This window comes from Mesorhizobium sp. BR115XR7A, from assembly GCF_020165315.1.
Lineage (GTDB): Bacteria > Pseudomonadota > Alphaproteobacteria > Rhizobiales > Rhizobiaceae > Mesorhizobium > Mesorhizobium australicum.
The window spans coordinates 68,845-89,335 of record NZ_JAIUHW010000006.1 but is presented as its reverse complement, the minus strand read 5'-3'; the positions used below and the strand labels follow the sequence as shown (position 1 = coordinate 89,335).

The 20,491-nt window shown below is 64.3% G+C and carries 26 protein-coding genes; 8 read left to right on the top strand and 18 right to left on the bottom strand.

The features are described from left to right. Positions 1-15 precede the first annotated feature (15 nt). Positions 16-648: an HAD family hydrolase gene (locus LB557_RS14550; RefSeq protein WP_015314495.1), complete on the top strand. Its 633-nt coding sequence runs from the start codon at positions 16-18 to the stop codon at positions 646-648. A gap of 3 nt (positions 649-651) precedes the next feature. Here LB557_RS14550 and LB557_RS14545 read toward each other — a convergent pair whose 3' ends face one another. The 9 genes from LB557_RS14545 to ureC all read right to left on the bottom strand — a co-directional run bounded on the left by LB557_RS14545 (position 652) and on the right by ureC (position 7,560). Beyond that, positions 652-1,419: a class II aldolase and adducin N-terminal domain-containing protein gene (locus LB557_RS14545; RefSeq protein ID WP_015314496.1), complete on the bottom strand. Its 768-nt coding sequence runs from the start codon at positions 1,417-1,419 to the stop codon at positions 652-654. Positions 1,420-1,499: 80 nt separating this feature from the next. Beyond that, the gene (gene ureG / locus LB557_RS14540; protein WP_023772208.1) at positions 1,500-2,141 is read right to left on the bottom strand and encodes an urease accessory protein UreG; all 642 of its coding nucleotides are present in this window, start codon (positions 2,139-2,141) and stop codon (positions 1,500-1,502) included. Continuing rightward, complete coding sequence (locus tag LB557_RS14535; RefSeq protein ID WP_224643472.1) at positions 2,138-2,578, bottom strand: DUF3995 domain-containing protein; 441 nt, start codon at positions 2,576-2,578, stop codon at positions 2,138-2,140. Before LB557_RS14535 ends, ureG begins: the two co-directional genes overlap by 4 nt. Further along, positions 2,575-3,288 carry an urease accessory protein UreF gene (locus LB557_RS14530; RefSeq protein WP_411970547.1) on the bottom strand — a complete coding sequence of 238 codons (714 nt, stop codon included), beginning with the start codon at positions 3,286-3,288 and terminating at the stop codon, positions 2,575-2,577. The genes LB557_RS14535 and LB557_RS14530 overlap by 4 nt, the downstream gene beginning before the upstream one ends. Further along, the gene (ureE, locus tag LB557_RS14525) at positions 3,239-3,799 is read right to left on the bottom strand and encodes an urease accessory protein UreE (protein ID WP_140660191.1); all 561 of its coding nucleotides are present in this window, start codon (positions 3,797-3,799) and stop codon (positions 3,239-3,241) included. Before ureE ends, LB557_RS14530 begins: the two co-directional genes overlap by 50 nt. A 70-nt stretch (positions 3,800-3,869) precedes the next feature. Next, entirely contained in the window at positions 3,870-4,505 is a 636-nt protein-coding gene (locus LB557_RS14520; RefSeq protein ID WP_224643473.1) for a glutathione S-transferase family protein, read from the bottom strand. A 45-nt stretch (positions 4,506-4,550) separates the two neighbouring features. Beyond that, positions 4,551-5,144, bottom strand: a complete 594-nt coding sequence (locus tag LB557_RS14515) for a hypothetical protein (RefSeq protein ID WP_224643474.1) — start codon at positions 5,142-5,144, stop codon at positions 4,551-4,553. A gap of 55 nt (positions 5,145-5,199) precedes the next feature. Then, on the bottom strand, positions 5,200-5,688 hold the full coding sequence (locus LB557_RS14510; RefSeq protein ID WP_224643475.1) for a DUF29 domain-containing protein: 489 nt from the start codon (positions 5,686-5,688) through the stop codon (positions 5,200-5,202). 159 nt (positions 5,689-5,847) lie between these two features. Continuing rightward, a complete protein-coding gene (gene ureC / locus LB557_RS14505) occupies positions 5,848-7,560 on the bottom strand; it encodes an urease subunit alpha (RefSeq protein WP_041163593.1) in 1,713 nt (570 codons plus the stop codon). Between the two features lie 167 nt (positions 7,561-7,727). On the opposite strand from ureC, the gene LB557_RS14500 reads away from it, so the two are divergent. Then, positions 7,728-8,105 carry a hypothetical protein gene (locus LB557_RS14500; protein ID WP_224584167.1) on the top strand — a complete coding sequence of 126 codons (378 nt, stop codon included), beginning with the start codon at positions 7,728-7,730 and terminating at the stop codon, positions 8,103-8,105. Positions 8,106-8,219: 114 nt separating this feature from the next. Then, positions 8,220-8,726: a hypothetical protein gene (locus tag LB557_RS14495; RefSeq protein WP_224643476.1), complete on the top strand. Its 507-nt coding sequence runs from the start codon at positions 8,220-8,222 to the stop codon at positions 8,724-8,726. 53 nt (positions 8,727-8,779) lie between these two features. Here LB557_RS14495 and LB557_RS14490 read toward each other — a convergent pair whose 3' ends face one another. The 5 genes from LB557_RS14490 to LB557_RS14470 are packed head-to-tail and all read right to left on the bottom strand — an operon-like array spanning position 8,780 to position 11,143. Further along, positions 8,780-9,085, bottom strand: a complete 306-nt coding sequence (locus LB557_RS14490; RefSeq protein WP_015314507.1) for an urease subunit beta — start codon at positions 9,083-9,085, stop codon at positions 8,780-8,782. A gap of 6 nt (positions 9,086-9,091) precedes the next feature. Further along, positions 9,092-9,679, bottom strand: a complete 588-nt coding sequence (locus LB557_RS14485; protein ID WP_224643477.1) for a HupE/UreJ family protein — start codon at positions 9,677-9,679, stop codon at positions 9,092-9,094. A gap of 25 nt (positions 9,680-9,704) precedes the next feature. After that, a complete protein-coding gene (locus tag LB557_RS14480) occupies positions 9,705-9,959 on the bottom strand; it encodes a DUF1272 domain-containing protein (RefSeq protein WP_140660197.1) in 255 nt (84 codons plus the stop codon). A 10-nt stretch (positions 9,960-9,969) separates the two neighbouring features. Then, positions 9,970-10,272 carry an urease subunit gamma gene (locus LB557_RS14475; protein WP_015314510.1) on the bottom strand — a complete coding sequence of 101 codons (303 nt, stop codon included), beginning with the start codon at positions 10,270-10,272 and terminating at the stop codon, positions 9,970-9,972. 28 nt (positions 10,273-10,300) lie between these two features. After that, positions 10,301-11,143, bottom strand: a complete 843-nt coding sequence (locus tag LB557_RS14470) for an urease accessory protein UreD (protein WP_224643478.1) — start codon at positions 11,141-11,143, stop codon at positions 10,301-10,303. 202 nt (positions 11,144-11,345) lie between these two features. Here LB557_RS14470 and LB557_RS14465 point away from each other — a divergent pair, with 202 nt between their 5' ends. The 3 genes from LB557_RS14465 to LB557_RS14455 all read left to right on the top strand — a co-directional run bounded on the left by LB557_RS14465 (position 11,346) and on the right by LB557_RS14455 (position 13,700). Continuing rightward, positions 11,346-11,600, top strand: coding sequence for an acyl carrier protein (locus tag LB557_RS14465; protein ID WP_015314512.1), 255 nt, complete (start codon positions 11,346-11,348; stop codon positions 11,598-11,600). A 4-nt stretch (positions 11,601-11,604) separates the two neighbouring features. Next, the gene (locus LB557_RS14460; protein WP_015314513.1) at positions 11,605-12,813 is read left to right on the top strand and encodes a beta-ketoacyl-[acyl-carrier-protein] synthase family protein; all 1,209 of its coding nucleotides are present in this window, start codon (positions 11,605-11,607) and stop codon (positions 12,811-12,813) included. A 182-nt stretch (positions 12,814-12,995) separates the two neighbouring features. After that, the gene (locus tag LB557_RS14455) at positions 12,996-13,700 is read left to right on the top strand and encodes a glutathione S-transferase family protein (RefSeq protein WP_140615337.1); all 705 of its coding nucleotides are present in this window, start codon (positions 12,996-12,998) and stop codon (positions 13,698-13,700) included. 26 nt (positions 13,701-13,726) lie between these two features. Here LB557_RS14455 and LB557_RS14450 read toward each other — a convergent pair whose 3' ends face one another. The 4 genes from LB557_RS14450 to LB557_RS14435 all read right to left on the bottom strand — a co-directional run bounded on the left by LB557_RS14450 (position 13,727) and on the right by LB557_RS14435 (position 17,949). Continuing rightward, complete coding sequence (locus tag LB557_RS14450) at positions 13,727-14,080, bottom strand: hypothetical protein (protein ID WP_015314515.1); 354 nt, start codon at positions 14,078-14,080, stop codon at positions 13,727-13,729. Between the two features lie 84 nt (positions 14,081-14,164). Then, entirely contained in the window at positions 14,165-14,785 is a 621-nt protein-coding gene (locus LB557_RS14445) for a nucleoside triphosphate hydrolase (protein ID WP_140615341.1), read from the bottom strand. Positions 14,786-14,923: 138 nt separating this feature from the next. Further along, positions 14,924-16,021 (bottom strand): hypothetical protein, encoded by a 1,098-nt coding sequence (locus LB557_RS14440; protein ID WP_224643479.1) that lies wholly within the window; start codon positions 16,019-16,021, stop codon positions 14,924-14,926. Between the two features lie 116 nt (positions 16,022-16,137). After that, entirely contained in the window at positions 16,138-17,949 is a 1,812-nt protein-coding gene (locus tag LB557_RS14435) for a methyl-accepting chemotaxis protein (protein WP_224643480.1), read from the bottom strand. Positions 17,950-18,209: 260 nt separating this feature from the next. Here LB557_RS14435 and LB557_RS14430 point away from each other — a divergent pair, with 260 nt between their 5' ends. Together LB557_RS14430 and LB557_RS14425 are read left to right on the top strand one after the other, a co-directional pair. Next, on the top strand, positions 18,210-19,103 hold the full coding sequence (locus LB557_RS14430) for a D-alanyl-D-alanine carboxypeptidase family protein (RefSeq protein ID WP_041163258.1): 894 nt from the start codon (positions 18,210-18,212) through the stop codon (positions 19,101-19,103). Positions 19,104-19,356: 253 nt separating this feature from the next. Then, positions 19,357-20,280 (top strand): DUF1003 domain-containing protein, encoded by a 924-nt coding sequence (locus tag LB557_RS14425; RefSeq protein ID WP_224643481.1) that lies wholly within the window; start codon positions 19,357-19,359, stop codon positions 20,278-20,280. The last annotated feature ends 211 nt before the right edge of the window (positions 20,281-20,491 follow it).

Sequence of the window (20,491 nt, the reverse complement as noted above, 5' to 3'; positions counted from 1 at the left end):
AAAAAGGAGCGCTGCATGACACCGAAGGCGGTTTTCTGGGACATGGACGGGACGCTGGTCGACAGCGAACCGCTGCATGAGGCAGCCCTCATCGCAGCGATGCGCAATGCCGGCCTCACGCCTCCGGCCGATCTGCACGAACGCGTGCTCGGCGTCGCCGCCTGGCCGGTCTACGAAATGATGCGCGACGAGTTCGGGCTGCAACTGCCCTTCGACGAATGGATCGTTCACAAATATGAGCATTACCTGCCGCTGGTCGAGGGGCTGAAGCCGCGCCCAGGCGCCATCGAGATCTTCAAGGAGTTGCGCGCGCTCGGCGTGCAGCAGGCGGTGGTCTCAAACTCGGATCGGATGATCGTCGACGCCAATCTGCATATGGTCGGGCTGACCTACCCCGGCATGAAGACGATCAGCCGCAACGATGTGCGGGAAGGCAAGCCGCACGCGGAGCCTTTCCTTCGCGCCGCCTATCTGGCAGACGTCGATCCTGCGCACGCCGTCGCGGTCGACGACAGCTGGCCGGGCGCCATGGCGGGCTTGGCGGCGGGAATGAAGACGATCTTCTGGCCTGAAAAGCCGATGGAAGGACCGCCCGGCGCCATTGTCATCAACAGCGCCGGGGAATTGCGGGCTCAGCTCGGACTGTAGCGTTCAGTTCCGGTACACCGGCTCCTGCTCGTCGAGGATCGCCTTCAACTCGGCGAGATGACGTTCGGCCTGGCCGGGATAGTTGTCCATCTCGCTCGCCGCCTTCTCGGCGATCGCGTCGGACAGGGTGCGCAGCGGCCGGCCCGTCCACAGGGCCTTGATGTAGGTCTCGGCGGCACGCTCGAAATAGAACATGCGGTTGAAGGCGTCGGCGACGGTGTCGCCGATGACCAGCACGCCATGGTTGCCCATCACCATCACCTTGACCTTGGGGTCGGCGAGAAGCTGCGAGCAGCGCTCGCCCTCTTCCTCGAAGGCCAGTCCGCCATAATGGGCGTCGACGACGTGACGGTTGAAGAACATCGCCGAATTCTGGTCGATCGGCGGCAGCGTCGAGTCGGCAAGCGAGGCCAGCACGGTGGCGTGGATCGAATGGACGTGCATGACGCAGCGCGCGTGCGGCACGTTGCGATGGACGGCGCCGTGCAGGCCCCATGCCGTGGGGTCGGGTGCATTCGGCCCGGAAAGCGTCTCGGGGTCGTTGGCGTCGATCTCGATCAGGTCGCTCGCCTTGATGCGCGAGAAATGCACCTGGTTCGGGTTCATCAGGAACCTGGTGCCGTCGTCATTGACCGCCAGCGAGAAATGGTTGGCCACCGCCTCATGCATGTTGAGCCGCGCCGTCCAGCGGAAGGCGCAGGCGAGATCGACGCGCTCTTCGTAGAAGGGCAGGTTGGTGAGCGTTTCCTTCTGCAGGCGGGCGATGCTCATCGAAAAGATCCTCCGGTTTGGCCCAGAATGCCGCGCGCCGCTGGTGCCCGCAACCGCTTTCGCTTGGTGCAGAAGGCCAGTTATGCCGCCGTGCTTGCGGCGCCAACGGTTCGCAGTCCGCCGTGCTCGACGATGAAATCGATCACTTCCCGCAGGCCCTTGCCGCGCGAAAGATCGGTGAAGCCGAACGGTCGCTTGCCGCGCATGCGGCCGGCGTCGCTCTCCATGACATCGAGATTGACGTTCACATAGGGCGCCAGATCGCTTTTGTTGATGACCAGGAAATCGGACCGCGTGATCGCCGGGCCGCCTTTGCGCGGGATTTCTTCGCCCTGGCACACCGAGATGACGTAGAGCGTGAGATCCGCAAGGTCCGGCGAGAAAGTGGCGGCAAGGTTGTCGCCACCGGATTCGATGAAGATGATGTCGAGGTCGGGAAACTTGCGGTTGAGCTCGGCGATCGCCTGCAGATTGATCGAGGCATCCTCGCGGATGGCGGTGTGCGGGCAGCCGCCGGTCTCGACGCCAACGATGCGATCCTCCGGCAGCGCCTGCAGCCGGGCCAGCATCATGGCGTCCTCCCTGGTGTAGATGTCGTTGGTGACGACGGCGATGGAGAACTCGTCGCGCAGCGCCTTGCAGAGTTTTTCGGTGAGCGTCGTCTTGCCGGAACCGACGGGGCCGCCAATGCCGATACGAAGGGGGCCGTTGGGTTGTGTCATGTCGGAAACTCCGTGATGGCAAGGACTGCGAAGCCGAGCCCGATCAACAGGCAGAGCGGCGAATAGAAACTGGAATCGAGCCGAGCGAAAGGCTGTTGCGGCGCCAGCCGGCGCCACCAGGGCGTGAAACCGGCAATGCCGCGCCCCAGGAACACCAGTCCGATCAGCATCGCGGTGGCCGCGAGGCCCTGCTTGGGAAACGACGAGGCAAAGAAACCGATGAGCGCCAGCGGCCACAGCGTTGCCAGGCCGAGGCAGGCGGCAACGGCGAAACTGGCGAACGGCGTCGGCATTTCGTTGACGCCGCGAAAGCCGACGACAGCGTGGGCGCAGGACGCCGCGTCCCTGCCCGGCCAGACGCCGCCTATGCCCCAATAGACATGCAGTGCCGTGATCAGCAGCAGGACGAAGGAGAGGACGAAGGCGAGGAGGATCATGAGCGGAACAATCGCGAATACTGGGTTTCGTGCTTCATCGCCATGACGTCGGAGACGAAGGCGCAGCCGCCGAGGTCGTCCAATGTCGAGCGGGACGCGCGGGCAGCGGTCGAGAGCGCCAGCGGCTCGAAACCCGCGAGCAGCGTCGTCGCCTCGTTCTGGCCGATCATGCCGAGCCGGATCGCGGCCTGGACGAGGTTGGAGAAGAAGGCTTGCGCGAAGGCGCACAGCGCGTCCTCAAGCGCGATGCCATTGCCGCCGGCCACGGCTCCGACGGCCACGCAATAGGCGCAATCGGCCGGCAAGCGCTCCAGCACGGCAGTGGGCCAGGCGGCGGCTGCTTTGAGGAAGGCCGCGCCTTGCAGCATGGTCTCGGCGTGGCGTTCGCGCGAGCCGGCCAGTGCCTCTGCCAGTGCGGCAACCTCGGCCAGATCGCCACCTTCACGGGCGCGGCGCCAGCTTTCGGCGAACAGCACGGCATCGTTCCAGCCCGAGCCCATCTCGACCAGCGCCTCCAGCCAGCCGGCAAGGCCGGCGGCATTGGTCACCAGCCCATCTTGCACCGCGCGCTCGAGGCCATGGCTGTAGGCAAAGCCGCCGACCGGAAAGGCCGGCGACAGCCACGCCATCAGCCGTAGCAGGGCGATGCCGGACGGCTGGTCAGTCATGATCATGGTGGTGATCGTGCGAATGCGCGTGGCTGTGCGCATGCGCTTCGCTATGGCTGTGCGCATGCGCATGGCCGTGATCATGCCCGCCGGAATAGGCGCCGCGCACCGGCTTGAACGGCTGGGAGACGTCGCGCACCGTGGCGCCTAGCCCCTCCAGCATCGCCTTGATGACGTGGTCGCGCAGGATGAGGATACGGTGCGCCTCGATGCCGGCGGCGAGATGGCGGTTGCCGATATGCCAGGCGAGTTCGGCGAGATGCACGGCGTCGCGGGCGCGGATGTCATAGACCTCTTCGGGCGCCGCGATGATCTCGATATGGCCGCCATCCTCCAGCACCAGCCGGTCGCCATCGTTCAGAGCGACAGGCTCGGGCAGGTCGACCAGCACCTTGCTGCCGTCGGCAAGTTCGATGGCGCGGCGGCGCAGATGCCGCTCGTCATGGGCGAGAACGGCACGGCCGGACGGCGCGGTGGTTGCGGCCGTGCCGGCGGGCAATACGGAGACGGCGCGCGGGAATTTGGTGAAGTCGGTGTTGAGGTTGAGCTTCATTTCATGGAACCTCCATCAGAGCGCCGCGCGTCCCCTTAGACGTGCAAAGGACGCTCTAACACGTTTGAACCTATGCATCGTGCTTTCCGAAAATCGATTCCGATTTTCGGGCCGATGCATTGGCTTGCGCCCGGGTCCGGGCCGGCCGCGCCAGAAGGCGATCGAAATAGCTATTGACGCGCTCGGAGTCGATCGGGAAACGGCCGGCACGCGCCCAGCCGCCCATGTCGCCGAGCAGCACGTCGACGGCGGAAAACCGGTCGCCGAGCGCGAACGGCTTGTCGCCGAGCCGGCGCTCCAGCGCCTTGACCTCCGTGGCGAAGTCAAAGGCCGCGGCAGGACCGACATCGACCCGCACCTCCCTGGGCAGGAGGAAACGGTGGCGCAATTTGTTCCACAGCGGCGCCTCGAACTCGCTCTGGGCAAAATGCATCCAGGAATCCATTTCGGCGCGGCCAGCGAGACCGGGATTGGCGCCCATATCTTTATCGGCGTGCTTGTCGGCGAGATAGACGCAGATCGCCGCCGAATCCGTCACCGTCAATTCACCGTCTATGAGGATCGGCACCTTGCCCGACGGATTGAGCGCATAGGCTTCGGGCGAGCGCAGCTTGACCTCGACGAACTCATAGGGCTGGCCGAGTTCCTCCAGCATCCAGAGGACGCGACTGACCCGGGATCCGCGCGATCCGACGGCCTTGTACATCGTTGAACCCTGCCTTTCCCGAGCAGCCTAGTGCATCCGCGGCCGTCATACGATCGTGTCGAAGAGCCGCAGGATGAACGATATCTGGTAGATCAGCGCTGCCGCGACGAAGGCGATGTGGAACCGGCGGTCGCGCACCAGGATCGCGACGACGCACAGCACGACGAAGACCGGCGTGCGGAACAGATACTCGCTGCCGAAGCGGGCGAAATGCTCAGGCCCCTTCAGCAAAGTGTCGATGACGTCGAGCAGGTAAGTCGCCGCCAGCAGGCCGAAGAACCAGGCGCGGCGCGAATAGAAGAAATCCTCGTAGCTGGTGTAGTCGAGCATCGAATCCGGAAACAGCAGCGCGCAGAGCAGGAACAGGGTGATCGCGTAGAAGATGATGAACAGGTACTTGCCGAAGGTCCAGGTTTCGATGGTGTAGAGGCCGAACTCCCACCACCAGAAGTGCACCAGCATCAACAGCACCGAGGCCACCCAGGCCAGATGCACGGGGTAGAGACGGTATTGGCCGGGATGCTGGACAATGCGCGCCACCCCCGACAGCAGGCGCGCGACGCCAAGCCCGATCACCATGCCCATGACGATGCGAATATGCGGGAAAATGTCGTGGGCGGAGGCTATTTGCTGGTCCATAGGTAGCTAATAATGCTCTCGATGCTATGAAAAAGCTCTAGCGGACCACGTGGTGCTATTCGCGAATAAGCTGATCCGATGACCACGGCGTGCCGGGAAAATAGTCATGGTCGAGAATTTCCCTGATCGAATACGGACAGTCCGCGGGGAAATTGCCCTCCCTCAGGCCGGTCTCGTCCGCAGCCTTCAATCTCGCTATTTTGAATTCTCGTCCGAGCCGCCGTCCCGGATAGGCTTTCAAGCTAGGGCTTTCATCGAGCAGATCTTCGATCTGAAATCGCTGCTCGCGGATGGTCAGCAACCATCCAGTTTTGCGCCTTTCGGCCTGAAATTCCCATTTGAGCAAATGCAGGAGCAAGGTGCCAAGTCTACTCGCAATTTCTCTTTTGTCGCTCCGCCCCAAGCTCTCGATCTCCTCCGCCAGGTTATCGCGATCGAGGTCTGAGAGGCGACCTTCGCGCAACAGCGCGCCTTGCTCGGCGCACCACTGAGCATAATCGGCCTCATAGGGCGTCAATTGCTGTTTTCGAAAAATCTTGTTCATTTAAGTGATATTGCTCTCAAAGCACGTAATTTCCAAGCCAGACGGAAAAGGTAGACCCTTATCCGAACCCTTCGGCGCAACATTCCGCTGCCGCAGTTGACGAAGCGCATGCGCTTTCATGGCAGTTCATTGCCCATTCATGAATTTCAGCGGAACGTCTCAAAACAGAAAGTACCTTTGCGCCATCGGCAGCACGGTCGCTGGCTCGCAGGTCAAGAGTTCGCCATCGGCGCGAACTTCGTAGGTTTCCGGATCGACCTCGATATGCGGCGTGGCGTCGTTGAGCACCATCGAGTGCTTGCCGATGCCGCCGCGCGTGTTTTCGACGGCGACGAACTGCTTGTCGACGCCGAGCCGGCCGTGCAAACCGGACTCGAGCGCGGCCTTCGAAACGAAGGTCACCGACGAATTGGTCCGGGCTTTGCCATAGGCGCCGAACATCGGCCGGTAGTGCATCGGCTGCGGCGTCGGGATCGAGGCGTTGGGGTCGCCCATCGGGGCGGCCGCGATCATGCCGCCGATCAGCACCATGTCCGGCTTGACGCCGAAGAAGGCCGGGTTCCACAGCACCAGATCGGCACGTTTGCCGACCGCGATCGAGCCGATGTCCTTCGACAGGCCGTGCGCGATGGCCGGATTGATGGTGTATTTGGCGATGTAGCGGCGGACGCGGAAATTGTCGTTGTCGCCCGTCTCCTGAGGCAATGACCCGCGCTGACGCTTCATCTTGTCGGCCGTCTGCCAGGTGCGGATCGCCACCTCGCCGACCCGGCCCATGGCCTGGCTGTCCGACGAGATGATCGAGAAGGCGCCGATGTCGTGCAGGATGTCCTCGGCCGCGATGGTCTCCTTGCGGATGCGGCTTTCGGCAAAGGCGATGTCCTCGGGGATCGACGGCGACAGGTGGTGGCAGACCATCAGCATGTCGAGATGCTCGGCGAGCGTGTTGACTGTGTAGGGCCGCGTCGGGTTTGTCGAGGACGGGATGACGTTGGGCAGGCCGCAGACCTTGATGATATCAGGCGCATGGCCGCCACCGGCGCCCTCGGTGTGGAAGGCATGGATAGTGCGGCCCTTGATCGCCGCCACCGTGTTCTCGACAAAGCCGCTCTCGTTGAGCGTGTCGGTGTGGATCATCACCTGGACATCGTAATCGTCGGCCACCGACAGGCAGCAGTCGATCGCCGCCGGCGTCGTGCCCCAGTCCTCGTGCAGCTTGAGCGAGCAGGCGCCGCCCAGCACCATCTCCTCGAGCGCGGCCGGCAGCGAGGCATTGCCCTTGCCCGACAGGCCGATATTCATCGGGAAGGCGTCGAAGGACTGGATCATGCGTGCCATGTGCCACGGCCCCGGTGTGCAGGTCGTTGCCAGCGTGCCATGCGCCGGACCGGTCCCGCCGCCGAGCATGGTGGTGATGCCCGACATAAGCGCTTCCTCGATCTGCTGCGGGCAGATGAAGTGGATATGCGCGTCGAAGCCGCCCGGGGTCAGGATCTTGCCCTCGCCGGCGATGATTTCCGTGCCGGGGCCGATGATGATGGTGACGCCGTCCTGCGTGTCCGGATTGCCGGCCTTGCCGATGGCCGCGATGCGGCCATCCCTTAAACCTATATCGGCCTTGAAAATGCCGGCGCTGGCATCGATCACCAGCGCATTGGTGATGACGGTGTCGACCGCACCTTGGGCACGGGAAACCTGGCTCTGACCCATGCCGTCGCGAATGACCTTGCCGCCGCCGAATTTCACCTCCTCGCCATGGATGGTGAAATCCTTCTCGACCTCGATGAAGAGTTCGGTGTCGGCTAGCCGCACCTTGTCGCCGACCGTCGGGCCATACATCTGGGCGTAGGCGGCACGCGTTAGTCTGGCCATCAGCGGTTGCTCCCGAAATGCGGTGTTGGTGAAGCCGGGCTGCACATTGCCGCCCTCCAATGGTCACGCAATGACCCGCTGGGCGACACCTTCCGGACCCATTTGGCGGTTGAGGTTGAAGGGTCACCCCAAAACGACCGTTTGCCAAATCGATGGAAGGAAAATCCATGCGCAAAACGACAATTCTTGCAGCCGCCGCCAGCCTGATGCTGGCGGGTGCCGCCAGCGCCCAGCAGCAGCCCGCGCAACAGCCCGCCCCGACTACGCCGGTTCCAGCCGCGCCCGGCGGTCAGCAGGCCGCGCCGGCGATCCAGAGCGTCAACGTGATCGACATTAGCGAGTTGCCGAAGGACACCCAGACGCAGGTCAACCAGGTCATCGCCCAGCGTGGCGATGCCGGCCTGCAGAAATTGCGCAGTTCGATCGATGCCACCCCCAAGGTGAAATCCGCCCTCCAGGCCAAGGGCATGACGTCGGCCCAGGTGGTTGCGGCCAGCATGGAGCCGAACGGCGCGCTGACCCTGATCACCAAGAAAGCCAGCTGACGAACCGGCGCGGCGGGCCGGTATCCGGTCCGCCCACCGAACCGGAGAGGGAACCGTGACAGGGCTGGGGACGTTTCGTTTCAAAGGCCTTGAAGCAAACTGCGAAAGCGAACGATGACCCTCACCACCCTGCCCGATGTCCGATGCCATGCGCAATGGTCGCATGTCATTGCCGCGGCTGCGTTTCTGGCGGCGAGTGTCCCGCAGGCGGCGCTCAACGCGCAGGGCCTGGAAAGTCCCGAGACCGTCGACCGCATCGTCGGATCGCAAGTCAACCAGGAAGAAGCCAAGACGACCGCTGAAATCGGAAAAGTCAGTTCGGCGATCGACCGCACACGCGAAAACATCAGCACGGTGCGCAAGACGTCCAAGCTCGACAAGGTCGATATCGTGTTCCTCACCGACGCGGCGCGCAGCGAAGGCGGCCCGCCGCCAGCCATCGAGAACAAGGTTCGGCAGCATCAGGACGATGTCACCGAGCTGCGCAACGAGATCGAGGCCAACGCCCTGCTTTTCAATGCCCTCGATTCGCGGCGCGTCCTTGCACAGGACGTTCTCGCCGTGGAGTTCGACGATCCGGGAAAGATCGTCATCTATGCGGCCGCCAAGCCCTCGGGCTGAGCCCCACGCAGCGCTTGCGCGCGCTGGCCTTGCCGGCCATGCATAAGAAGCCCTCACAGCTTGCCCATCACCTTCTGCTGGAAGCCATGGATTTCACGCTTGCCGCCAAGCGGCACCAGCGTGACGTCCCGTTCCTGCCCCGGCTCGAAGCGCGTTGCGGTGCCGGCGGCGATGTCGAGGCGCATGCCGCGCGCCCGTTCACGATCGAATTTCAGCGCCTCATTGGTTTCGTAGAAATGATAGTGGCTGCCGACCTGGACCGGTCGGTCCCCACTGTTGGCCACTTTCAGGATGACGGTCGGCAGACCCTTGTTGAGCTCGATGTCGCCTTGAACGGGGATGATTTCGCCTGGGATCATGGGTCCTCACACGACGCCGAAGGCGAGGCCGATGCCGATCGCCGCGCAGGCGGCGCCCATGACGCGGGCCACGCCGCGGGACCTCATGCCGAGGCCAAGCCCGACGGCGATGCCGACGGCATGGAGTAGCACGGTGGCGACGGCAAAACCGGCCATATATTCGAGGCCGCCGGCATTTTCCGGCACTTCCGTGCCATGGGCATGGCCGTGCAACAGCGCGAACAGGCCGATGATGGAGACACCGGCCGAAACAGGCAGATCGACCGCCAGCGCCACCAGCAGGCCGAGCGCCACGACGGAGGCCAGTATACCCGGCTCGACGAAGGGCAGCGGCACATGGGCCATGCCCAGGGCCGCGCCACCCAGCATGACGCCGACGAACGCCGCCGGCCAGACCCAGATCGCCTTACCGCCCTTGAGGGCCGCCCACAGACCGACGGCGAGCATCACCGTCATATGGTCGAGGCCCGACAGCGGATGCGTGAAGCCGGCCATGGCGGAGGAGGTCGTGCCGATGCCGACATGGGCGTAGGCAGGCATCGCCGCCGCCACGAGCAGGATCGCCGAGAGGCACAGACGGTTGACAAGGATCATTTAACTTGCCTTTCGTTTTGCGGTGTCAGGCGGCCTTGCGGGGGCCGCAGCCCTCGGCCTTGAGCACGCGTTTGGTCGAAGCCGGATGTTTCTTCAGCATCGCGGCGGGGCGGATCGGCCGGGCCGTAAAATTGCCGCCGCAGTTCGGGCAGACGCCGCCAAGCACGCTTTCGACGCAGCCGGCGCAAAAGGTGCACTCGAAGGTGCAGATCCGCGCATCCGTCGCTTCCGGCGGCAGGTCCTTGTCACAGCATTCACAGTTCGGGCGCAGTTCAAGCATGTCTCTCTCCTCACCGGATCGGTTCGTGCACGGTCACCAGCTTGGTGCCGTCGGGAAAGGTCGCTTCCACCTGTACGTCATGGATCATCTCGGCAATGCCTTCCATCACCTGCGCGCGGCTGACGACATGGGCGCCGGCCTCCATCAGCTCGGCCACCGGGCGGCCATCGCGGGCGCCCTCGACGACGAAATCGGTGATCAGCGCGATCGCTTCTGGATGATTGAGCTTGACGCCGCGCTCCAGCCGCTTGCGCGCCACGATCGCCGCCATGGCGATCAGCAGCTTGTCCTTTTCCCTTGGCGTCAGGTTCATGCGTCTTCCTGAAGTGATGCGGACACAGTCACAATGACCATAATTTGGGCAGCCCCGCTTTTCCGTTGAGCAATCCGACGAGCGGGACCAGCCGCTGGCGCAGCTGGTAGCCGTCCTCGGCGTAAAGCCTCGCAAGAAGCTTGCCAGATGTCTTCACGGTCCAGACGCTGGCGCCACCCCGGTCGCCAATGATCTCCCTGGCCTGGTCGAGCAGGGCTTCCGCGCGCGGCGACACCAGCAGCAGCGTAGCCACGGCGATCGCGCCATTTGCTATCGCCGGACGGGCCATGATGTCGGCGATATCAGGTCCGATGCGGAAATCCTCGGCGTGGATGAGGGTTCCTTCCCTGCGGATACGCCAGCGGTCGCGAAAAGTGCCCTGTGTGGCACGTTCGCCCATGGCCAGGCGGCCGAAGACAGCCGCTTCCAGCACCAGCGCCTCGGCCCCCGCGGCAAGCTCGACGTCCAACGTACGGACAAACGCGGCGCGATCGAAGACGATGGTTTCCTGCGGCAGCCAGGCGATGCTGCCGTTCTCTCCGACGGTCAGCCTGACCCGGACTTCGGCATGGTCCGATGCGGCGCGATAGACTTTTTCGCAGGCCTGGGTCGTTATCCCCGCGCTGGCACGCGGGCCGACATCGACATCCCAGCCGAGGCGGTCGCCGCCGGTCAGCCCGCCGGCGGTGTTGATCAGGACGGCCTCCAGCGGGCCGGCCGAAACATACGGCAGCCTTATCTTGGCGGAGCCGTCCTGATAGAGGCGCCGCAGCCGCGTGCGGCCGTCAATGCGGGCGCAACCTAGCCGCGCCTTGCCCGCCGCGCGCTGGGCCAGCTGACCTGAAAACTTGGTATTTTCGATCGTATCCACGCCGTCAGGTTAAGCACTGTGGCGCTTTTGTCGACATATAGCTTGTTGCTTGATGGCGTTTCCGTTTCTATAGAGGGAACCACCTTGGTACGGTCAGGCGACGCTTGGCGGAGGGATAAGGCGAAGATCGCGGCCTGATATCGAGGACAAGAAGGCGCCGTTCAGTTGGCGTCGGGAAACGACACAGTGGGGAAGAAACCGAATGGCTGACCAGCTGGCAGCGGACATCATCGAGAAGATCAAGGCCCATGCCGAGCCGGGCGGCGAGGAAATCACCACCACAACCGAATTGACGGCGCTCGGCATCCATTCGCTGGAGCTGACCGAGATCATCTTCGACCTCGAGGAGCAATATGGCATCGAGATCGAGATGAACACGGTCGATGCCTGGAGCAACCTGAAGAACGTCGGCGACATGGTCGAGGCCGTTCGCGCGCTGATCGCGAAAAAAGCCTGACCGAATGCTGAAGCGCGTCGTCATTACCGGCATCGGTGGACTGTGCGGATTGGGCACCGATGCGCAGGCAATCTGGGCCGAGATGCGGGCCGGCCGGTCGGCGATTGGCCCGATCGACAACCCCTTCCTGCACGACCTGAAGGTCAAGACCGGCTGCGAGATCAAAGCCCTGCCGGATCACGGCATCGAGCGCAAGCAACTGGTGTCGATGGATCGCTTCAGCCTGCTGGCGGTGCTCGCGGCGAAAGAAGCCATGCGGCAGTCCGGATTGGTCCCGCATGCGGACAACACCTATCGGATGGGAACCATTGTCGGTGTTGGCGTCTGCGGCTTCGAGACCGTCGAGGAGAATTATCGCGCCATCCTGCTCGAGGGCAAGAATCGCGCCGGTATCTTCACCGTTCCAAGAGTGATGCCGGGCGCCGCCGCCGGTCAGGTCAGCATGCATCTGGGTTTGCGCGGACCGGTGTTCGGCGTCACTTCGGCCTGTTCGTCTGCCAATCATGCCATCGCATCGGCGGTCGACCAGATCAGGCTCGGGCGCGCCGACGTGATGGTGGCCGGGGGCACCGATGCGCCGCTGGTGTGGGGCGTGCTGAAGGGCTGGGAGGCGCTGCGTGTGCTTTCGCCCGACACATGCAGGCCGTTCTCGGCCGACCGCCAAGGGCTGGTGCTGGGCGAAGGCGCCGGCATGGCGGTTCTGGAAAGCTACGACCATGCGATGGCGCGCGGCGCCACCATTTTGGCTGAAATCGCCGGCGCCGGCCTTTCGGCCGATGCCTCCGATATCGTCGCGCCGACCGTCGAGGGGCCGGAAGCGGCGATGCGCTTCTGCCTGGCGGATGCCGGGCTCAATCCCGAAGACATCGACTACCTTAACGCGCACGGCACCGGCACCAAGGCCAACGACCAGATCGAAACTCTCGCGATCAAGCGCGTCTTCGGCGACCATGCGCGCGCGCTATCCGTCTCCTCGACCAAGTCGATGCACGCGCATTGCCTCGGCGCCTCGGGCGGGCTGGAGATGATCGCCTGCGTCATGGCGATCCGCGAAGGCGTTGTGCCGCCAACGGCGAATTACCGCGAGGCCGATCCCGACTGCGATCTCGACGTCACGCCGAATGTCGCGCGCGAGCGCAAGGTGCGCGCCGCCATCAGCAATGGCTTTGCCTTTGGCGGCACCAACGCGGTGCTGGCCTTCAAGGCAATCTGACCCCGGGCGTTTGCCACCTGCCCGGGCCGGTCCCCACCGTTCGCGCGGTGCGAGTTGGGTGACTGCCCGTGCGGGGTGAAAGCGTCGCCGCCATATTGATCCGGCCTCGCCGCAGCCCTAATTCTTGGCCGACCGCCAATATCGCGCCGCTTGGTGCGCATCCCCCCGATCAGGAGTTCCCGATGGCCGACCTGTCCGCCTTTCCGATCGCAAGCCGCTGGCCGGCCAAGCATCCGGACCAGATCCAGCTCTATTCGGCAACGACGCCGAACGGCGTGAAGATCTCGATCGCGCTGGAGGAAATCGGCCTGCCCTATGAGCCGCACCTGATCAACATCGGCAAGAACGAGAGCTGGACCCCGGAATTCCTGTCGCTCAATCCCAACGGCAAGATCCCGGCGATCATCGATCCCGACGGACCGGACGGTGCGCCGATCGGCCTGTTCGAATCCGGTGCGATCCTGCTCTACCTGGCGGAAAAGACCGGCCTGCTCATGCCTGTCGACGCGGCGCGGCGCTACGAGACGATCCAGTGGGTCTTCTTCCAGATGGCGGCGATTGGGCCGATGTTCGGCCAGGTCGGGTTCTTCCACAAATTCGCCGGCCGCGAGATCGCCGACAAGCGGCCGCTGGAGCGCTACCGCGACGAATCGCGCCGCCTGCTCGGCGTTCTCGACGTCAGGCTGAAGGGCCGCAAGTGGATCATGGACAATGACTACACCATCGCCGACATCTCGCTGCTCGGCTGGGTGCGCAACCTGATCGGCTTCTACGAAGCCCGCGATCTGGTCGGCTTCGACGATTTCGCCAATCTGGCAGCCTGGCTGGAGCGAGGCCTGGCGCGGCCGGCGGTGCAGAAAGGCCTGACCATTCCGGCGCGAGGCTGAACCCGTCAGCCCACGGGAAGAGCGGCCTACTTTGCTTTCGCCTTGGGTCCGCCCCTGCCGACCACGGAGGCGGCAAGGGATGCCACGCCCCGCGCTGTGGCCACGACCGCGCCGGCGGCGACATTGGCCGCGGTGCGAACCTTCGAGCCGCCGCCTGCTTTCGAGCCGCCGGCCACGGCCGGCTTCTTCGCCTGGGCGGGCTTGGCGGCCGCTTTCGGCACGGTCGCTTTCGACCCTGGCACGACTTTTTTCGGCGCCGCCTTGCCGAAGGCCTTCGCATCCTTGGAGCGCTGGGCGATCGCCGGGCCAGCCCCGGCCGTCGACTGCGCCCTCGGTTGTGCCGACTTGCCCCTGGCGGGCTTTTTTGCGTTTGTTGCCATCGGACGGAATCCCTCTTCTGACATGATTGCCTGATCGGGATAACGCGTGTAAGTCTTAAGGTTCCGGCCGAAAAATACTGAAAATTAACCGGGTTGACCAAAGACCAGGTCGGCCGCCCGGCGCCGCGCAAGCACGCGTTCGATGTTGGGCATGTCGTTGGAGGCGATCCAGGCGCGCGCATCCGCCTCGGAACGTCCATGCTCGTGCCAGCGTTCCATCAGGCGGCGTTCGAGCTCGTTGCGCGGCACGTCGACGAAGATCGAGAAATCGAACAGCGGCGCCAGGCGCGACCACGGCTCCTCGTCGAGCAGCAGGTAATTGCCTTCCACCAGGATGAACTTGGTCTCGGCGCCGACAATCGCCGCGGCGGCGCGCGACAATTCCATGCCGCGGTCGAACACCGGAATGGCAATCTCGGCCTCGCCGGCACGGATGCGCTTCAAAAGCGTCTCGAAGCCGCCAAAGTCGAACGTGTCGGGCGCGCCCTTTCGCGCCCGCAGACCGCGCCGCTCGAGCACGATGTCGTCATAGTGGAAGCCGTCCATGGGCACGACCTCCACCGCGCCTTCCGGCAAAAGGTCATGCAGGCTTGCCGACAGCGTCGACTTGCCGGCGCCCGGCGGCCCGGCAATGGCGACGATGAAGCGATTTGCCTTGCCGGCACGCTTGAAGATGGTGGCGGCGAGGTGGGCGATTTCGGACATTTTTCGGCTCCTTCCGCAGATTTTGGACGCATCTTGTCGGCGGTCGCTTGAAATTTCAAACCGCGATTTGCACGATTTAGAGCGACCGGTTGTGGAGTCAGCAGTGGCGACTGCGATTAGTCCCTTGCGGCTTTGTCTTCAGCGCGCCGCTGGCTGGCCGATACGCAGAAATTCGCTATCGAACGGGACCTCCGATGCCGCGGCGCCAGCCAACCGCAGGTGGCCACCCGCCGTGGTGATCGCGCGCGGAGGCCCGCCACCCGACAGGGGCAACGCACCGATGACATGGCGGAACGAGACGCCGCGATCCCGGCCGAGCGCGAACGCGGTCGCCACGCCCTCGCGCTTCAGCCAGTTGTCGCCCAGCGAGGCGGCGTGGCCGACCGCGGTGCGCCCATCCTCGATGCCGAGCACGCCGAGATGGCGGCCGCTCCACGGCGCGTAGTCGCGCCCGCCATTGCTGAACCAAAGCATGGTAACAGGCAGTTCGGCCGGGTTCTTCAGCACCAGCACCAAATCGTCCTCGGCCTGGCGCGCCAGCGCGGTCCAGCCCGGCCCGCCATGGTCGGCCTCGACCAGGGTGAGGAAATCCTCGCGCCGGGCATCCATGCGGTAATCCGCCAGATCGAGCGTGCCGCCGCCGGCAGCAGGGAAATGCCCGAGGTCCGACGACCGACCGGGGTAGGCCAGCATGAAGCGGCCGCGCACGGGGTCCGGCTCCAGCGGGTCGGCTGGCGTGGCGGCAAACCGCTTCGGCGAGAAAGCCAGCCTGCCGCCGCCTTTCATTGCCGTCATCGGGTGATGGGCGACCGAGATCGCGCCGGACCCGCCGGAAAACACATGTTCCTGGTAGAGGAAAGGATGGCCGTCGCGCAGCGTGAAAATCTTGTCGACGCTGGCGCCCATCACCTTATGGCGCAGCCGGAAGACCGCGCGCCAGCCACCATCCGTGGCGCCGCTGTCGACCACATCCCAGGCGCTGTTGGCCGGCCAGCCATGCAGCGGCGCCTCCTCGACATCGCTGCGCGAAAACGGCGCGCACAGAAAGTCGCCGGAGAGCCTGACGGTGCCTCGCGGCAGGTCTGGAGGCAGCGTCTCGCCCGCGTCGACCCAGGGTGCACGGTGCAGCGGCTTCAACCGGCGCGCGCCGCTCTCGATGACCATGTCGGCGATGTGGCCAACCGTGAGGTCGAGCGAAACCGAAATGCCCTTGGCGTTGATCGTGACTGTATCCATGGATCTCTCACCCGAATCCGACGGATGCCAAGAAGAACCCGTTCGGCGCACCGCGCAAGCGCGCGGGCGCGTATTTTGCATCGGTTTTGCGCTCGCCGTCGTCGGAAATGCGAGCTCTATTGCCGCTTGTAGTCCCGCACTGGCGATTTCGTCCCGTCGGTATAGGTCACCTGCACCGAGATCGAAGTCACGCTTTCGACGACCTTGAAATAGGGCTGGAAATCATCGGGGATGGCGTAGGGGTCCCTGGCATTGCAGGGCGGCATGGGAAGGGTCTTGTCGAGCGCGGCACCATTCAGGCTGTAATGCACTTCCTTGATGGCGCAGCGGTATGACAGCATCTGCGTGAAATAGACCAGTCCATGATTGCCGCTGGCGTCGAAGGCGATCCATGAGGTCCAGAACTGGTCGAGGATCTGCTTGTTGCCCTGTTGCAGGGCGGCATCCGGGTCGAAGCTTATGTCGAACGGGCCGGTCTCGCGCCCCCTGATGTCGAGATATTTGATCGCGATCGTGGTCTGCGCCGTGCTGTCGGGCAATTCGAAGCTCGGATTGGGCATCGGCTTGCCGGTTCGCTGGTCGTTGAGCGCCAGCAGGCCGGTGTCGGTGAAGGGACCGCTGCCGCCTAGACGCCAGGATATCGCGGTCGCCGGCTCGGGCAGCGAAATGGTCATCGACCAGCCCTGGTTGGAACGCATCGGCGTCAGCAACGGCGCGAAGCGGGCGGGGTCGAGCACGTCGCCAAGGGCCGCCAGCCGGCTGCGGCCGCGGTCCAGCCAGTCGGCAAGCTGGGTCTGGTCGACGAAATATCCGAGCAGCCCGCCATCCTTCTCGTAAGAGACGAACTTGGTCAGCGCCTGGGCTTCGCTGCGCTTATCGGCCAGCGTCTGGCTGCCGAGCCGATCCTCCGAGAACTCCTGCGCCAACAGGAAATAGGCCGGCGCATAGTCCGGATTGGCCGCGATGAAGGCGTTGAGCTTGTCGAGCCGCTGGGTATCGTCGAACTGCAGCAGGTGGACGAGCTTGATCGATGGCGCCTTGGCTTTCTCCGCGAGCTGGCCGAACACCTCGCGGGCGCCGGCCTTGCCATCCTGGACCCGCAGAAGTGTGGCAAAGCGCGTATAGGGGTCGATGGCGTCGACATCGAAGCCGGCAAAGGCGAGGTAGGAGCGCCGCGCGTTGAGCATGTCGCCCGAGAGCTCGTAGACGCGGGCATTGTGGTAGAACTCGTCCGGCCGCTTCGGCTCGGCGATGGCGCCGCCTTGCGCGGCCAAGGTGGCAAACCCCTTGGCTATCGTGTCGATCGAGGCGGCGATCTGCTCAGTCGTCGCCTGAAGCTTTTCGGCCTGGGCCACTTGCTGCTGCTGGCCGCCCACGAGTGTCTCGGTGGTTTGCTTGACCGCTTCGACGGTCCTTTGCGTCGCGGCGCCTTGGGCCGCTTGCTGCTGCTGGGCGGAGGCGATCTGATCGGTTTTCTGGGCAACCGTGTCGGTCGATTTCTTGACCTCTTCGACGGTCTTCTGGGTTTGCGTGACCGTCTGCTCGATCCTGGCCACCTTTTCGGCGACGATGCCCATCGACTGCTGCAGTTGCGCGACCGCCGGCACCAGGCTGGCGATGATGCCGTTCTGCGAATTGGTCTCCTTCTGCACGGCGTAGACGCCGCCGGCAACCGCCGCCGCACTGGTGGCGAACACCAGCGCCGGCAGTGCCTTGGCCGCCAGCACGAGCCTGAGCACGATGGCAATGGCGATGACGACGGCCGCGATCGAGGCAGCCAGCGCGATATAGGCGGCGAACGGCGCCAGCGGGTTGAGGATGTCGGAAACGGCGCCGCCGATGAAGGCGATGCTGCCGGCCCATTTGCCGGTGCGGCTGAGCGACGCCCTGATCAATGACGGCGCGGCGCCAGCCCCAATGTCAGCCATTTTGCAAGCCCCCCTAGCCGCCGGATGCCACGCTCCTTCCCACGGGAAACGCGGCTTTGGCAAGGAAAGACAGGAAACGGGCGATTTCGGGGCGGTGGCAAAGCCTGGTTCCTCTCCCTGGCCTCTGGCGGGTGGGGAAACAGGTCGCGCCGGCACTCGACATTCCCGGGGCTAACCGGCATTAACCAAATGGACGCACCCGCCGCGTTACGTTAGCTTCGCCTTATCTCAGCAACAGCATCGCCAGAACAGTCCAGCCCTTGTCCTTGCCGCGTCTCTTTCCGCTCTTCCAGAAAATCCTGGCTGTCCTGGCCCTGGCGGCCCTGACGGCCGGCTGCTCGACCACGGCCCCGCCCGACAGCGTTCTGGCCGTGCCGGCGCCGCCGCAGAAATACGCGGCCATCGTCGTCGACGGAAAGAGCGGCAAGCAGCTGTTCGAGGTCAATTCGACGGCGCAGCGTTATCCGGCCTCGCTGACCAAGATGATGACGCTCTATCTGCTGTTCGAGGCGATGGAGACCGGCCGCGTCACCAAGGAAACGCAGATCCCGGTTTCCGACCACGCCGCCTCGCAGCCGCCGACCAAGATGCGTTTCCGGCGCGGGGAGACGATCGATGTCGATTCCGCCATCCGCGCCATCGTCGTCAAATCGGCCAATGACGTGGCGGTGGCGGTGGGCGAATATCTCGGCGGCTCTGAAGACCAGTTCGCCGCCATGATGACATCCAAGGCGCGCCAGCTCGGCATGAGCAGCACCACCTTCCGCAACGCATCGGGCCTGCCCGACGACGGCCAGATGACGACCGCCCACGACATGGCGGTGCTCGGCATGTCGCTACAGCGGCGCTTCCCGCAGCACTTCCATTATTTCTCCGAAAGCGACTTCATGTTTCGCGGCCGGCTGGTGCGCGGCCATAATGACATGCTCGGCCGCGTGCGCGGCGTGAACGGCATCAAGACAGGCTATATCAGGGCTTCCGGCTTCAACATCGTCACCTCCTACGATGCCGACGGCCGCCAGCTGATCGTGGTGGTGATGGGCGCCGACAGTGCCCGCCAGCGCAACGACCATGTCGAAGCGCTGATCCAGCGCAGCCTGTCGCCCACCATGGCCGACACCAAGACCAGGCTGATGTTCGCCGAACAGCAGTGAAGTGAGGCGTGATCCGCGCAGCGGACAAAAAGCCAATTGCCTGGCTTTGTGAACGATGAACGGTGAAGACACGGTCCGCCCTTGGGCGGACGCCGACCCAAGTCGTGCCTTGGTCACTGTAAAAACCTTGCAGCCGGCTATCGTCTTGCGACTGTCACGCAATCGTGCGGAAGACGTGGCATAGGCTGCGAATCCGACAGTGGATAGGCGCCGTCGCCTCAGCGTATCCTAACTTACAGCGCAGGAGCCCATCATGAGCACCGTTCCCAAGGCATCCGAGCAGAAGTCGGCCGACAATGAGAACGACAGCGGCGGCGAGTATTTCGAGGCGCCGACCACGCAAGAGGATTCGCACGAGGTTTCCGACGAGCATTTCGACACGCCCGAAGTGCCGGACTCCGAGCCATCAGGTCCCGGCGCATCGCGGCTGAAGCCCAAGAAAAAGCCGTCGGCGATCTCGGGCCGCAAATTCCGCAAGCGCGACCTTGTGCGCATCGACACGCTGCGCCCGAGCCTCGCCGACCGCATTCATTCGGACCACCCCGACCTGCCCAAGGGCGCGCGCATCAGCCGCGAGGAGCTCGGCCGCTACCGCATGCGCTACATGGAGGAGCTCTTACAGCAGGAGCACGGCGAATTCTCCGAGCTCGACCGCCAGGTGGTGGAATCAATCGCCCGGCAGGACACGATTTCGGAAAACAGCGAAGAAGAATTCGAGGAGCACCGCTCCTTCGCCGACCGCGTTTCCGACAACATGGCCGCCTTCGGCGGCAGCTGGTGGTTCCTGATCTCGTTCGCCAGTGTGCTCCTGGTGTGGATCGGCATCAACCTGATCGCGGGCATGGCGGGGGCCTTCGATCCCTACCCCTTCATCCTGCTCAACCTGCTGCTGTCCTGCATCGCCGCCGTCCAGGCGCCGATCATCATGATGAGCCAGAGACGGACGGAGGCCAAGGACCGGCTGCGCTCCTTCAACGACTACCGCGTCAACCTCAAGGCCGAGTTGGAAGTCCGCCATCTGCACGAAAAGCTCGACTACCTCATCTCGCGCCAATGGACGCGCCTGGCCGAGATGCAGCAGATGCAGCTCGATGCCATGCATGAGCTGGCGAGCGCCAAGAAGGCAAAGCGGGCGGTGCGGGGGCGGCGGCCGGTGAAGAGCCCGGCGGAGCAGTGAGGGGGTGAGGAGTGGTCCGTGTAGCGGACGAAAAGCCAACTGCTTGGCTTTTCGAGCTTCGAACGCCCTGAGCCTGCGAAGGGTAGGATGCCGTATGCGAGGCCCAGACGCATCAAGCCAATTCGCAACGCCGCCAATTGCCCGTTGAAGCCCGCGCCCGCTTCCGCTAAGAAGCCGTGACTTGCCGGTTCGCCGGCTGGTTCGTTTTCCG